This window comes from Rheinheimera maricola, from assembly GCF_016918075.2.
GTDB classification, from domain to species: domain Bacteria; phylum Pseudomonadota; class Gammaproteobacteria; order Enterobacterales; family Alteromonadaceae; genus Alishewanella; species Alishewanella maricola_A.
Genome location: NZ_JAERPS020000005.1, coordinates 24,943 through 39,709, shown reverse-complemented (window position 1 = coordinate 39,709; position 14,767 = coordinate 24,943). Strand labels below are relative to the sequence as shown.

Sequence of the window (14,767 nt, the reverse complement as noted above, 5' to 3'; positions counted from 1 at the left end):
AAGCAATTTTCGCTGATTTGAGTTTGTGTGTCGTGTCAAAGTGAAAAATATGTTTATAATTGGTTATCTTTGTTCGCAGGTCAGCGTGTTTTAGGCAAAACTAATGATTAAATCGGTGTTTTTAATTTTGGGCTTGTTTATAGCTAATTTAGCTGTAGCTGAGAGTGGCGAGAAGTTAAGCGCCGCACAGCAAGCTTTCTACAGTGGTGATTATATAACCGCGAAAAGTGGTTTCTCGCAGGTGGCAGCACAAGGCTCTGCTGAAGCAGAGTATTTTTTGGGTTTAATTGCCAAAAATGACGCAGATACTGTTGATTACCAGGCTGCGAAGTCTCATTTCACCAACGCGGCACGGCTTAATCACTCTCAAGCCATGTGGGAGTTAGGAGTGTTATATGAAAACGGCGAAGGGGTGGAACAAAACCAGTTCACGGCGCTGGACTGGTTTCGAAAATCAGAATTGGCTGCCGGCACTGTAGCTCCGGACAGCTTTTATATTACAGATCACAGCGGTGAGTTAAGCGAGGTGTCAGCGCCGCAGTACCTGCAGCATTTAATTCAGCAAGCACAGAGCGGACGTGCCGATGCAAAGTTTGCACTGGCGAAAACATATGATTCCGGTCTCGTCACTGCAGCAAACCTGCCGCAGGCCTTTAACTATTACCTTAGTGCAGCCAAAGACGGGCACGTTAAATCGGCTCAACTTGTCAGCTACTTTTATTGTCGTGGCATTGGCGTACCGCGCAATCCGGAGCAGGCCAACGCTTGGATAAAAGCCAGCGGTTATTCAACATCTTGTGATTAATAAGGATATTTACTATGACAAACAGACAACAGGATCTGGTACGCGAATTACAACACAACGAACACGTAGTGCACGTAGTGTCATCAGAAGATCTGCAGAAGGAATACTTTGAACTGAAAGCAAATATTAAGTTTGCAGCTCAGCAGATTGCTCCTGCTCTGGATGCCGTAAAAGCCGCAAAGTTAATACATGAAGTTGGTGGTTTTAAACCTGATCAAGTGGCATTAAAAAGGTACGGCAATAAGCAGTATGTTATTTTCAAAGGCAAGGCCGGTGAGAGGCGCGTACTTAAAGGCACTAAATATTTGGCAGATAACCCAACTGTTGTCAGGATGGCGGTGGGGCCAAAGGGTATTGTTAAGTCAGCCAAAGGTGGTTTTGTTCTCACCGCTGTTTTATCTGTGAGCATAGAAATTTTTGACTATGTGATAAGAGACACTGCATTGTTATCTGAATTGCTCGGCGTAATAACGACAGATCTTATTAAGATTGGCCTGAGCAGTATAGCCGGGGCAGTAGCGGGTTTGGTCGTTGGTTCCATGGTAACGATAGGTACCGTCGCTGCGGCACCATTTATTGCAGCAATAGCTGTAGGTGTTATTACAGGCCTACTGCTTGATGAAATAGATGAACGCTTGGGGGCAACTCAAGCTTTAATCAGAGCTTACAAAAAGATCGGTATCCGACTTGATGAAATTAAGTATGAAACCAGCAGGAATTTAAATTATCTGGAACGGAACCCGCACTTAATCCGCTGTCTATTCGGGCCTTGTTTCGGGGTTCAAGGCTACTAATGTCTAACACTGCCAAACTATGGGCATTTATTGCGTTTAATGTTATTGCCGTAATGGCGGTTGTATATGTTGTATATGACCTTATAACTGTTAATTCAGCTATAGAAAATCTAAAGCCGACAGTGCGCTATGTCACCGGCACCAGTTATATGTTGCTGATGTCGGTATTTTTTCTGTTCAGTGCAATAGAGTATGCCGGCGCAAAAAACAAATTATTATGGGTTCGTAGCTATTCGAACCAGCTTGTAATTGGTTGGTTTATTGCCACCTTGATATTGGCGTACTTTATTCCGGTTGTAATGCAGAGTCGGCTGGAAAAGGCTGGTTATGTGGCGTGCGACAATCCTCAGGTTATTTCACGCGTATCACGAGGGAAAAGTCTGATTTTTGTGCATAAAAACGCTTTCCCCAGGCCAGCTGGAGGGACAAATGGGCAAGCTGAATCGGTTTGCCACCGTTTTGTTGAAAGTATGACACGCCAAAAATGAATGCCCCGCTTACAGCAAGGCTTTAGTCGCCACCAACACACCATTATTATCGGCATAAACAAACTGGCCAGGGATAAAATCTACTCCGGCGAAGGTCACTGTTAAGTTGATATCGCCTAAATCACGCTTATCAGTTTTCATCGGGTGAATACCCAGCGCCTGCACGCCGAGCGGCGTTTGGCGTATCTCGTCTATATCGCGAATACAGCCGTTGATAATAATACCTTCCCAGCCGTTTGCTGCCGCTTGTTCGGCCAGCATATCACCGAGCAGGGCATGGCGTTTGGAGCCGCCACCGTCTACTACCAGCACCTTACCCTGGCCCGGTGTGGCTACCAGCTGTTTGACTTTGGAGTTATCTTCAAAGCATTTTACCGTAACAACTTGCCCGCCAAAGGCGGTTTTGCCACCGTAGTTTTGAAATACAGGCTCAGCTACGCGGATGTCAGCTGAATGGGCGTCGCAGAGGTCGGGTAGGGTGAATGGCGGCATGGCTTTACTCCTTGTATTGATGCTGGGGTATGAAATGCAGGTTCGGGCAGTTGAGTAGCAGGCTCGAACCGGTTTGCCCACGCCAACACGTCGTGAACCCATCCATGGGGACTCCTCTATGCCCGTCCGGGGCATAGACGGTTGGCTTAGGGCAAACCTAATCTCGCTTTAATAGCCCGCTGCTGCAGATGGCAGAAGCGTTATACTTCCAAGCTTATACTTCTAAATAGTCCAGTATGCCTTCGGCGGCTTTACGGCCCTGGGCGATAGCGGTTACTACCAAATCTGAGCCTAATACCATATCGCCACCGGCGAAGATTTTATGCTCGTTGGTTTGCATGGCAAAAGTGCTTTTTTCGCTGGCGATAACGCGGCCTTTATTGTCCAGCTCTACACCCATATCCACTAACCATTGCGGCGGGCTGGGCTGGAAACCGAAGGCAATCACCACGGCATCGGCTGGCAATACCTGCTCGGAGCCTGGCACCGGCTGCGGGCTGCGGCGGCCTTTGGCGTCGGGTGCGCCCATCTCTGTGGTCACCACTTTAACGCCACATACCTGACCGGCACTGTTTACTTCTATGCCCAGCGGTTGCAGGTTAAACAAAAACTCCACGCCTTCTTCGCGCGCGTTTTGCACTTCCTTGCGTGAGCCTGGCATATTGGCTTCGTCACGCCGGTAGGCACAGCTGACCTTGGTTGCGCCCTGACGAATGGAGGTGCGAACGCAGTCCATCGCTGTGTCGCCACCGCCTAGCACCACGACGGTTTTATCTTTTAAGCTAACGTACGGGTGCTCGGTTTGCCAGCCCATTAAGTTGTTGATATTGCCAATTAAAAACGGCAGTGCCTCGTAAACGCCTGGCGCATCTTCATTGGTTAAACCGCCTTTCATTGGTGTGTAAGTGCCCAGCGCTAAAAACACCGCGTCGTACTCGCTTAGCAGGCTGTCAAAGCTGACATCGACACCGACGTTAGTGTTTAAGCGAAACTCGATACCCATGTCGGTAAAGATTTCCCGGCGCAGGCTTAGCACGCTTTTTTCCAGCTTAAACGGCGGTATACCAAAGGTTAACAGGCCGCCGATTTCCGGGTAACGGTCGAACACCACCGGGGTTACACCGTTACGCACCAGTACATCGGCACAGGCGAGGCCGGCCGGGCCGGCGCCGATAACCGCTACGCGGCGTTCGGTTTTTACCACCGCAGAAAGATCCGGCCGCCAGCCCATTTCAAAGGCTTTATCGGTAATATATTTTTCAATACTGCCGATGGTCACCGCGCCAAAGCCTTCGTTTAGCGTACAGGCGCCTTCGCATAAGCGGTCTTGCGGGCAAACGCGGCCACATACTTCCGGCAGGCTGTTGGTTTTATGCGCCAGCTCGGCGGCTTCAATAATTTTGCCTTCGTTGGCCAGCTTTAACCACTGCGGAATATAGTTGTGTACCGGGCACTTCCATTCACAATAGGGGTTACCGCAATCAAGGCAACGATCGGCCTGGCCTTCAACCTGGGTGTGGGTCATCGGCTGATAAATTTCAACGAACTCGATAGTGCGTTCGCTATGTGAGCGTTTTGGCGGATCAATCCGTTTTACGTCAATAAACTGGTATACATTCTGTGCCATAACTCTTCCCTACATCGCCTGAACCCGCAGCTCGGCTGACGAGCGTGCGCGGTGTCCTAACAAGGTGTTTACGTCGCTGGTTTTTGGTTTTACCAGCTTAAATTGGCTTAAGTAGCGGTTAAAGTCGTTTAAGATCTTCTGCGCTTTTTCGCTGCCGGTTTCTTCTACGTGCTGGTGCAATAAGCTGCGCAGGTGTTCCTGCAGTATTGGAGTGCTCACTTCCAGCGCCTCTACCAGCTCGGGGTTTAACCTAAGCTCTAAGTCATTTTGCTCATCCAGCAGGTAGGCAAAACCGCCGGTCATACCGGCACCAAAGTTCACCCCGGTGCAGCCCAGTACCACGACTACGCCGCCGGTCATATATTCGCAGCAGTTATCGCCGGTGCCTTCTACCACGGCTAAGGCGCCGGAGTTTCGCACGGCAAAACGCTCGCCAACCTGACCTGCCGCATATAAACGGCCGCCGGTGGCGCCGTAAAGGCAGGTATTACCGGCAATGGTAAAGCCGTTCTTGGCAAAGCTGGCGCCCTTGGCGGGGAAAATAGCCAGTTGGCCGCCGGTCATGCCTTTACCTACGTAGTCGTTGGCATCGCCCTGCAGTGACATATGCAGGCCACCGGCATTCCATACGCCAAAGCTCTGGCCAGCGGTGCCGGTAAAGCGGATGCGGATTGGATCGGTGGCCATACCCTGATTACCGTGCTGACGGGCAATAAAGCCCGACAACGCCGCGCCAACCGAGCGGTCGGTATTACGAATACTCAGATTAAGCTGGCCGCCGCTTTTGTTCAGTACCATTTGCTCGCAGCGCGCCAATAACTGCTGGTTAAGGGCGCCTTCGTCAAACGGCGTATTGTTTTGCACGCAAAACAGCGCCTTGTCAGATGTTACGCCGCTGGCTTGCAGTATTGGTGTTAAGTCTAAGCGGGCTTGTTTTTGCGTTTCGCTGTCTTTTACTGCCAACAAATCGGTGCGGCCAATCAGCTGGGTAAGCTCAGTTACCCCCAGCTGCGCCATCAGCTCACGTACTTCAAAGGCTAAGAACTTAAAGTAGTTCATTACCATTTCCGGCAAGCCGGTAAAGTGATCGCGCCGCAGGGTAGCATCCTGGGTGGCCACGCCGGTGGCACAGTTATTTAAATGGCAAATACGCAGGAACTTACAGCCCAGCGCCACCATAGGGCCGGTACCAAAACCGAAGCTTTCAGCGCCTAAAATAGCCGCTTTAATAACATCCAGCCCGGTTTTTAAGCCGCCGTCTACCTGCAAGCGTACGCGGTCGCGCAGGCCGTTTTCTACTAAGGCCTGGTGCACTTCGGCAAGACCTAACTCCCACGGGCTGCCGGCATATTTTACCGAGGTAAGCGGGCTGGCACCGGTACCGCCGTCATAACCGGACACGGTGATTAAATCGGCATAGGCTTTGGCCACGCCGGCGGCTATGGTGCCTATGCCGGGCTCTGACACTAATTTCACTGAGATCAGCGCCTGCGGATTAACCTGCTTTAAATCGAAAATCAGCTGGGCTAAGTCTTCAATCGAGTAAATATCGTGGTGTGGCGGTGGCGATATCAGCGTTACGCCAGGTACCGAGTAACGCAGCCGGGCTATTTCGGCGGTAACTTTCTCGCCGGGCAACTGGCCACCTTCGCCGGGCTTAGCGCCCTGGGCCACTTTAATCTGAATAACCTCAGCGTTAACCAGGTAGTGCGGCGTAACACCAAAGCGGCCTGATGCCACTTGTTTAATCTTGGAGTTTTTCTCGGTGCCAAAGCGGCGAGGGTCTTCACCGCCTTCACCCGAGTTAGAGCGCCCGCCAAGGCGGTTCATCGCTATGGCCAGCGCTTCATGGGCTTCCGGGCTTAGGGCGCCGATAGACATGGCGGCACTGTCAAAGCGTGGGTACAGGTTTTGCTCACTTTCTACTTGATCCAGCGCTACCGGCGTGCTGTCAGCCAGTTTAAATAAGTCACGTAAATGCGCCACCGGGCGCTGGTTCACGATGCTGCTGTACTGCTGGTAATCTTCGTACTTGCCTGAGCGCACGGCCTTTTGCAGCGTTTGCACTACATCGGGGTTGTAGGCGTGGTATTCGCCGTCGTGCACGTATTTTAATAAACCACCGTGGTTTAGCAGTTTACGTTTTAACCAGGCAACTTTGGCCAGTTGCTGCACGTCCTGTTCAAAGTCGGTAAAGCCGGCACCACCCAAACGTGATGGGATATCCGCAAAACACAGCTGCATCACCGCTTTATCAATGCCGACGGCTTCAAACAGGTTGGAGCAGCGATAGCTGGCCACTGTTGAAATGCCCATTTTCGACATTATTTTGTACAGGCCTTTATTAATGCCTTTACGGTAATTCAGCACGGCCTGGCGTGCGGTTAAGGTAATAACACCTTTTTCTACCAGTTGCTCTACCGTTTCGTAGGCCATAAACGGGTAGATGCCGGTGGCACCTAAGCCAATTAATACTGCGAAATGGTGTGAGTCACGCGCTGAGGCGGTTTCAACAATAATGTTGGAGTCGCAGCGTAGCTGAGCATTTACTAAGGCATGTTGCACCGCACCTACCGCCATTGCCGCTGGGATAGGTAACTTGCCTTGCTCTATGCGGCGGTCGGTTAAAATTACCAGCACCACGTTATTATCGCGCACGGCAGTAATAACATCGGCGCATAATTGTTCTACCGCTTGCTCAAGGTTAACGGCGGCCGGGTCAAAGTTCAGCGAGAAAATCTGATGTTTGTAGTACTTCTCGTCGGCTTGTTTTAACTGCTTTAAGTCGGAGTACATCATTACCGGCGATTCAAACTGAATGCGGCGGGCGTAACCGGCGGTTTCTTTAAACACGTTATGCTCGCGGCCGATACTGGTGGCCAGTGACATAACATGAGACTCGCGTAGCGGATCGATAGGCGGGTTGGTTACCTGGGCGAACTGCTGGCGGAAGTAATCATATAAGGTGCGTGGTTTGCGCGATAATACCGCCATTGGCGTATCGTCGCCCATAGAGCCGACGGCTTCCTGGCCGTCTTTGGCCAGCACTGTCATTACCTGATCGATTTCTTCATAGCTGTAGTTAAACAGCTTGTGGTACACCAGCATATCGTCATCCGAGAATACCCGTTTGCCGATTAAGTCGGTTTCGTATTGCTCGTACGGTACCAGCCGCTGCACGTTAGCATTTAGCCAGTCACGGTAGGTGTGTCGCGCCATTAAGTCGCCGTCGATTTCATCCGAGCGCCAGATTTTGCCGGTAGTAGTGTCTACCGCCAGCATTTCGCCCGGGCCGACGCGTCCTTTTTCTACCACTTCATCCGGGGTGTAATCCCAAATGCCGACTTCTGACGCCAGTGTGATTAACTTATCGCGGGTAATCACAAAGCGGGCAGGGCGCAGGCCGTTGCGGTCAAGGTTACAGGCGACATGCTGGCCGTTGGTCATTACGATGCCGGCCGGGCCGTCCCACGGCTCCATATGCATGGAGTTAAATTCGTAAAACGCCTTTAAGTTGTCATCCATTACGCGGTTGCCCTGCCAGGCTGGCGGCACTAACAAACGCATAGCACGGAACAAGTCCATACCACCGGCTAATAACAGCTCCAGCATATTGTCCAGCGAGCTGGAGTCGGAGCCGCTTTGGCTGACAAAGGGCGCTGCATCTTGCAAATCACTTAACAGCGGCGAGGAGAATTTATACTGCCGCGCGCGGGCCCATTGGCGGTTACCGGTAATGGTATTAATTTCACCGTTGTGGGCTAAAAAGCGAAACGGCTGTGCCAGCTGCCAGCGCGGCATGGTATTGGTAGAAAAACGCTGATGGAACACGCAAATGGCGGTTTCCATGCGGATATCGGCTAAGTCCAGATAATAGCGCGGTAAATCGGCCGGCATCATCAGGCCTTTAAATACGGTAACTAATGACGAGAAGCTGGGGATATAAAAATCGGCATCGTCGCTTAGCTGTTTTTCAATGCGGCGGCGCACCATGTAGAGGCGGCGCTCCAAGTCATGATCGCCCCAGCCGTGCGGCGCATTTACTATAACTTGCTCAATAGTGGGCATAGAGCTAAGCGCTAACGGGCCCAGCACGCTACTGTCTACCGGTACGGTTCGCCAGGCCACCAGGGTCAGAGTCTCCCGGGCAATTTCTTGCGCGATAATTTTTTTTGCTAAGGCGGCTTTTACCGGATCCTGGCTGAAGAAAATCATGCCGACGCCGTATTTTTTTGCCAAATTCCAGCCGTTTTCTTCGGCGATAGCGCGGAAAAAACTGTCTGGCTTTTGCATTAATAAGCCACAACCATCACCGGTTTTACCGTCGGCAGAAATACCGCCGCGGTGCTGCATACGGTCAAGGCCGTTAATTGCGGTTCTGACGATCCGGTGGCTGGCAGCGCCTTCCAGATGCGCTATTAAACCGAAGCCACAGTTTTCTCTTGCCTGACTGTGCTGGTACAACGCCATGACTAACCTCCACACTTGTCCTGATATTTAATAAATATTTATTATTTATGAATTATTATTCTTATATTTGGTTTTTGCTGCTGCTGAAAGAAAATAACGGTTCCTCTTTCAGAGGTCAATGCGTTGTAGAGTATTTGCTCTGGAAATGTTTAGCCATCTAAACGTTCAAGAATGTACAGGTATACCGCCATTCGCAACAAAATGCAAGCTGACTTTACGGTGTTGTGCTGTAGGCGTATCGCAGAAAGCCTACTTTTGAAAATGAAAATAAATTACATGAATTGGCGATATTTTTGCCAATTATAGCGCTGCAGGCAATAAAAAAAGCTGCCTTAGCAGCTTTTTAGCCTCGATAGCTATGGCTTAGTGCGCCATATTTATGCGAATTTGTCTTATTTGCTTTTAAGCTTGTGGCTGTTAGCGCTCGAATGTGCCTTTTACTAAGGCTTCACCTTGTTGTACCAACAGCTTACCTTTGGCGATAACCGTATCGATAGCCAGATCATCACGTCGCAGCAGTACGATGTCAGCATCCAATCCGGTAGCAATACGACCTTTTTGCTTTAAGCCCAGTATGGCTGCCGGCGCTGCGGTAATGCTACAAATAGCGTCACTCAAGCTGACCTTATGCTGGGTTATCGCCTGGCGGGCCGACTGATACAGGCTTTGCACGCTACCCACCTGCAAACCGAGCAACTCACCTTCGTCGTTGTATATCGGCAGACTGGCGTTGCCATCTGAGCTTAGTGTCAGTTGCATTGGTTTAATGCCAAATTCCAGTGCTTCAGCCAGCGCTGCAGCAGCGGCAACTTCACCGTGTTGTAAGTCAAAATCGGTAGTGCTGGTGGTAAAGTCAATTACACCACCTTTAGTGGCAAATTCCAGCCCGGCTTCAAATACCCGGCGGTTGCGGTTCATATGGGTGGGATAAAATTGTTTCAGCTTTAATTCGGTACCGGCTACAGCCTGATAAATTGGCAGTAAAATGCGCTCACCGGCGCCCATATGCACACTGACCACGCCGCTTTTTCCAGCCAAAATACCGCCAACGCGCGCTGCCGCCGCTACTTTGCGAATTTCGTCGGTAGTGGGCTGTGAGGAGCGATGATCGCTGATGGCTATTTCGCCGACACCGATAAACTTGTCGATTAAAATTAAGTCATCAGTAATATTGCCGGTTAGGGTGCGACAGGGTATTTCGTACGAGCCGGTATGGCAGTAGGTGGTAATGCCTTCACTATCCAGCGCATGGGCTTTGGCTAATAAGTTAGTTAAGGTGCGGGTGGTGGCATCAGTGCCTAAAACGCCAACGGCCGTGGTAACACCGCCTAAGGTAGCATCGGTGAGTTGCATTTCCGGCGTGCGGGTAGCAAAGCCGCCTTCACCTCCGCCGCCAATAAAGTGCACTAACGAATCAACAAAGCCTGGTGTTAAATAACAATCGCTGGCATCAATTACTGTTACCGGTAAGTTGCTACCAGCCAGGTTAAAATCGTTGCCTACGGCGGCAATTCGGCCACCGGCTATCACTACGTCCATTTTGCCAAGTCGCTGCGGTGCATACAGCTCAGCATTTTTTATAAGTATAATATTATTCAAAATAGTAACCTCAAAACAGCCGCGCTGCGGCTATTGATATCCTATGGCCACGGCCAGAAACATAAAGGCGCTGGCTAGAGCGAACAGCCATAGTTGTAATTTCCAAACAAAGCGAAACCAGACAGTCCAGTCGACCCGTACCACACCCAAACAGCCGATTAAGGCGGCAGAAGTAGGAATAATGCAGTTGGTTAAGCCATCGCCCAGCTGGAAAGCCAATACCGCAATCTGGCGCGAAAGTCCGACTAAATCGGCCAGTGGTGCAATAAGTGGCATAGTCAGCGCGGCCTGACCGGATCCGGAGGCGACAAAGAAGTTAATCACCGACTGGATAATCAGCATTAGCCAGGCAGATAAAAAGGCGGGTAAATCGCCCAGTAGCTGGCCACTGTAGTAGAGCAGGGTGTTAAGTACCGATGGCGATTCAGGGCTGTCTCCGCCGAGCAATAACACTATGCCTTTTGCCATGCCGACGATAAGTGCTGCCGGCAATAACTCGGCCGCACCATGTTTAAAGCCATCGGCAGCGTCGTTCATACTTAGGCGTTTACCCAGTACCGCAATTACGGCAATCACAATACCAATGGTAAAAAACTGGCTGGCAATTTCCGGAATATAATACTGGCGTACAGTCACACCCCAGATAATCCAAATCAGGCCGGCAAAAAAGGCCAATAGGATCACCGAGTCCAGTCGGCTGTAATCGTTTTTAGCATCGGCACTTTGTTGCGCGCGCAGTTTTTGGTCAGTAGTAAAACTTAACGACAATTCAGGTGTAGCTTTTACTTTCGCGGCATATCGCATGGTAAAAATAATGCCAAACAGAGTAAATACCAGCCACATAGCTATGCGTAAATTACTGCCGGATAATAGCGGAATTTCGGCAATACCTTGAGCAATTGCAACGTTAAACGGGTTCATCCAGGAGGTAGCAAAGCCAATTTGCGTGGCAACGTAAGTAACCAGTACCGTGGTGATGGCGTCGTAGCCCAGCGCCAGCATTAGTGGCAGCAGCACAATACAAAAGGCGATAGCCTCTTCGCCCATACCAAATACGGCGCCGCCTAAAGAAAACAAACCAAACATCAGCGGAATAAACAAAAACTGCATGCTTTGCGTTTTAGCAATTAACGCCAGGATGCCGTTATGAATGGCGCCGGTTTTCATGATAATGCCAAAGGCACCGCCGGTAAGCAGAATAAAAGCCACAACGCCTATCGCCGAGCCCCATTTATTACCAGAAACTAAACCTTCAAAAGCATAGTTAAAAAAGCCAATGCCGCCGCCTTCAGCAAACAGTGGCACGCCTTGTTGGTGGTCGCTGGCGAAGCTGAAACTGTCTGGGTCAATTTTGCCCTTCAGTTTGGCTGCGCCTTCTGTGACCGGAGCCGGCTCGGTAAGGGTAAAAGAGCCCGCGGGTACCAGATGTGATGCAATAGCGGCCAATATCATGACAAAGAATAGGATGACAAAGGCGTCAGGCATCGATACCGGTTTTTTTGTTACGGTAGACATAAAAGTTACCTGTGAAAAAGCTCAAGAAGGGGGGAGCAAGCTCCCCCGCCAGATTAGAAACGGTAGCTAAATAATAACCGGTAATTGCGTCCCAGAGCATCGTGATTGATGGAGTCAAAACCGCGGCTTGAGCCGTAAGCTTTTGGTGGATCCCGATCGAACAGATTATCCACACTCAGGCTAATGCTGGCGTTACTAAAGTCGTAACCAATATTTGCCCGTACGGTAGTCCAGGCAGACACATCGCGTTCGCCATCGGCATCAAGCACGCCAAGCGCATCTAATTCATCCAGTTCGCGCCCGCGCATACCGCTAATATCATCGGCATATGACGATGTATAGTTGACAGTAACACTGCTGAAAAACGCATCACCTGACCAGGAAAGCCCAAGGCTGGCAATGTTTTCCGGGTAACGCCAGGTGCCAACCAGTTCTTCAATAAAGTCTGACCCCGGACGATTGCGTTCGAATGATAAGTAATGGGTGGCATCAAAACTTAGCTTCATCGTGCCGCCGGCAATATCAAAGCGCTGATCAAAAGCGATATCAACACCGCTGACATTTTGCTCTCCGGTGTTTTGTAGCAACAACACGTGGTCGCGAAACAGCGGCAGCTCATTGAAACGCGGCTCGGCATAATCTATCCAGGCGCCCAATATTTCGCTCAGGTTAGCGCCATCGTCTTCAATAGTATTGCCGGCAGCGTCAGTTACGTCGCATAAGTCAGGGTTGTAAGAAATACCCTGGCCACCCTCAGGCACTAAACCGCAGTGTCGCAATGAGGCGTCAGTAATAGCCGCATTTAGCACCGCAGTCATATCGGTATCGACCAGGCGGTCATGTTTAAACTGCCAATAATCGACTGTTAACGTAGTGTCCTGCGTTGGGCTCCAGCCAAAACCGAAACTGACTGAGGCTGATTCTTCGGCCTGAAGCAAAGGGTTACCCAATTCTAGAACGTTGTTGCTGCGCTCAGTGCCATCACCTTCGCAGTATAGATCTGCCACTGCCTGGTTAGCGCCGCAGTCAAAGCTAGCTGTGGTAGTACGTAGTTTTACCCCCGCTTGAGTTAACGATGGAGCGCGGAACGAGGTGGCCCATGAAGCACGCACTACCAATTCTTCCACCGGACGCCAGCTTAGCGCAACTTTAGGGTTAAAGGTGCTGCCGAAGTCATCATAGTTGTCGTAACGGCCAGCAAGTTGTAAATCCAGCGTTTCGGTTAATGGAATATAAAACTCAGCAAAGGCGGCCCACTGACTACGGTCGGCGGCAGACAAGCTAGAGCCAAAACCAAAAACATCAACCAGATAGCCGTTGGCTGCATTGGCTTGTGAGTTACTAGAGGGGGTATCAGTGATTTTTTCTCTGCGTAGTTCTACACCAAAAGCAGAGCCGATAATATTACCGTTAAACTCACCTAAGTCGCCGCTGATACGGGCATCCCAGCCATACACGGTACTTTTACCATCACGAGTTGGCATTTCTTGCGCCAAGGCCAGCAGTGCATCGTTGGCGGCATTGCCTGTAAGGAAAGGATTATAAATAGCACCTGAGCATGATAACGTGTCGCTGTCGGCATTATAGTTGGCAATACTGCCGTCATTACATAACTCGCCAGCCAGCGCCGCATGATATTTGTAACGGTTATACACCCCTGCAATAGCGGTTTGCTCTGATTCAGACTGCGACAGGGTGAGTGCAGTTTCCCAGCTCCAATCGCCGACATCACCAGCCAAACCTGTTACCAGGCGCAGCGACGTATTATCTATTTCTACGGTGCGCGGTGTAGCAAACCGAGCATCAAACTGGAAACCATACAACCGGCGGCCAGCAACGGTATTGAACGGGTCGATGTAAATTTGATCGAGGATGTCGTTGCGCACATTTTCCGGGAAGATGTCCAATACGGTTTCGTCGGCAAAAGGTCCTTCGCTATCGTTCACCTGATTGATGGGCGCCGGCGAAGATTGCGAGGTGGATTTGGTCTGGCCGTAAAAAAAATCACTGGTCCAGCGCACATTACCCAGTTCAGTATCGAAAATAAAACCTGCTGAAGAGCTTTCAAACGGCGTACTCAACTGATCATCTTCGTTCGGATAGTAAGCACAGATTTGTTCGCCAAGTTCTGTGGTAACTAATGCCGTGGGGCAGCCAGGCGTGGCCAGCTCATTGCCGTCAACGGCTGAAAAGTAATAAATATTCGGTGCGGTTTTTGGCAGGTAGGAATACGAGCTTTGCAACAGCGGGTTACGCGTGGCATCGCGGTCTTTTGCCATAAAGCCTTTGCGGTCAAAGTGATCGGCAAAAACGGTTAAGTTGCCGCCGGCCACTGCAGTACCAAACACCAGATTTAGGTTGTATTTACCTTCGTCAGATGAGGCGGTGCTGTTGCCGTAAGACGCATTTACTTCTGCGCCCTGATAGTCTTTTTTCAGAATATAGTTGATTACACCAGCCACAGCGTCGGCACCATAAATGGCAGAAGCCCCGGTGGCCAGCACTTCAACCCGTTCTATAGCAGCTAACGGAATACTGTTAATATCAACAAAGTTTTGTGTGCCGGCGGCAAACGAGCTGGCTGCGACTCGACGGCCGTTAATCAACGTTAAGGTTGCGGCTGGGCCTAAGCCGCGCAGCGATGCTGCAGCTTGTCCTGCTGGTGTTGAGTTGGAAGTAGCACCGCTTTCAGATGTAGAAAAAGTACCTGAGCCGCCGCGTAATTGGGCAACATCTTTCAATAAATCGTAAATGGTGCTGGCGCCTGAGTTTTTGATGTCATCGGCCGAGATCACCACTAATGGTTGGGTGCCCTCCAGGTCGACGCCTTTTATACGCGAACCCGTGACCTGAATTTTCTCAATTTTTTGCTCTTCTTTGGCAGTTTCTTCAGCGGCAAAAATAATAGGGGAAACAAAGAAGCCGCCGGCAACAGCCAGCGCTAAAGGCGATAATTTATGCATAGATATACCTGTCT

Annotated in this window: 9 protein-coding genes; 3 read left to right on the top strand and 6 right to left on the bottom strand. The window is 50.4% G+C overall.

Features of this window, described 5'->3' with window-relative positions; translation table 11 throughout:
- The first annotated feature begins 103 nt into the window (after window positions 1-103).
- The 3 genes from I4W93_RS13550 to I4W93_RS13540 are packed head-to-tail and all read left to right on the top strand — an operon-like array spanning window position 104 to window position 2,087.
- Window positions 104-805: a tetratricopeptide repeat protein gene (locus I4W93_RS13550; protein ID WP_205312613.1), complete on the top strand. Its 702-nt coding sequence runs from the start codon at window positions 104-106 to the stop codon at window positions 803-805.
- A gap of 14 nt (window positions 806-819) precedes the next feature.
- Complete coding sequence (locus I4W93_RS13545) at window positions 820-1,599, top strand: hypothetical protein (protein ID WP_205312612.1); 780 nt, start codon at window positions 820-822, stop codon at window positions 1,597-1,599.
- Window positions 1,600-1,652: 53 nt separating this feature from the next.
- Window positions 1,653-2,087: a hypothetical protein gene (locus I4W93_RS13540; RefSeq protein ID WP_224673453.1), complete on the top strand. Its 435-nt coding sequence runs from the start codon at window positions 1,653-1,655 to the stop codon at window positions 2,085-2,087.
- A gap of 9 nt (window positions 2,088-2,096) precedes the next feature.
- Here the strand turns inward: I4W93_RS13540 and rraA are convergent, their stop codons facing one another.
- From rraA to I4W93_RS13510, 6 genes are all read right to left on the bottom strand, one after another.
- A complete protein-coding gene (gene rraA, locus I4W93_RS13535) occupies window positions 2,097-2,579 on the bottom strand; it encodes a ribonuclease E activity regulator RraA (RefSeq protein WP_205312610.1) in 483 nt (160 codons plus the stop codon).
- A gap of 214 nt (window positions 2,580-2,793) precedes the next feature.
- Window positions 2,794-4,206 carry an FAD-dependent oxidoreductase gene (locus I4W93_RS13530; protein WP_205312609.1) on the bottom strand — a complete coding sequence of 471 codons (1,413 nt, stop codon included), beginning with the start codon at window positions 4,204-4,206 and terminating at the stop codon, window positions 2,794-2,796.
- Between the two features lie 9 nt (window positions 4,207-4,215).
- Window positions 4,216-8,676: a glutamate synthase large subunit gene (gene gltB / locus I4W93_RS13525; RefSeq protein WP_205312608.1), complete on the bottom strand. Its 4,461-nt coding sequence runs from the start codon at window positions 8,674-8,676 to the stop codon at window positions 4,216-4,218.
- Between the two features lie 417 nt (window positions 8,677-9,093).
- Entirely contained in the window at window positions 9,094-10,275 is a 1,182-nt protein-coding gene (gene iadA, locus I4W93_RS13520) for a beta-aspartyl-peptidase (protein ID WP_205312607.1), read from the bottom strand.
- Between the two features lie 30 nt (window positions 10,276-10,305).
- Complete coding sequence (gene yfcC, locus I4W93_RS13515) at window positions 10,306-11,790, bottom strand: putative basic amino acid antiporter YfcC (RefSeq protein WP_205312606.1); 1,485 nt, start codon at window positions 11,788-11,790, stop codon at window positions 10,306-10,308.
- Between the two features lie 53 nt (window positions 11,791-11,843).
- Window positions 11,844-14,753, bottom strand: coding sequence for a TonB-dependent receptor domain-containing protein (locus tag I4W93_RS13510; protein WP_205312605.1), 2,910 nt, complete (start codon window positions 14,751-14,753; stop codon window positions 11,844-11,846).
- Window positions 14,754-14,767 lie beyond the last annotated feature (14 nt).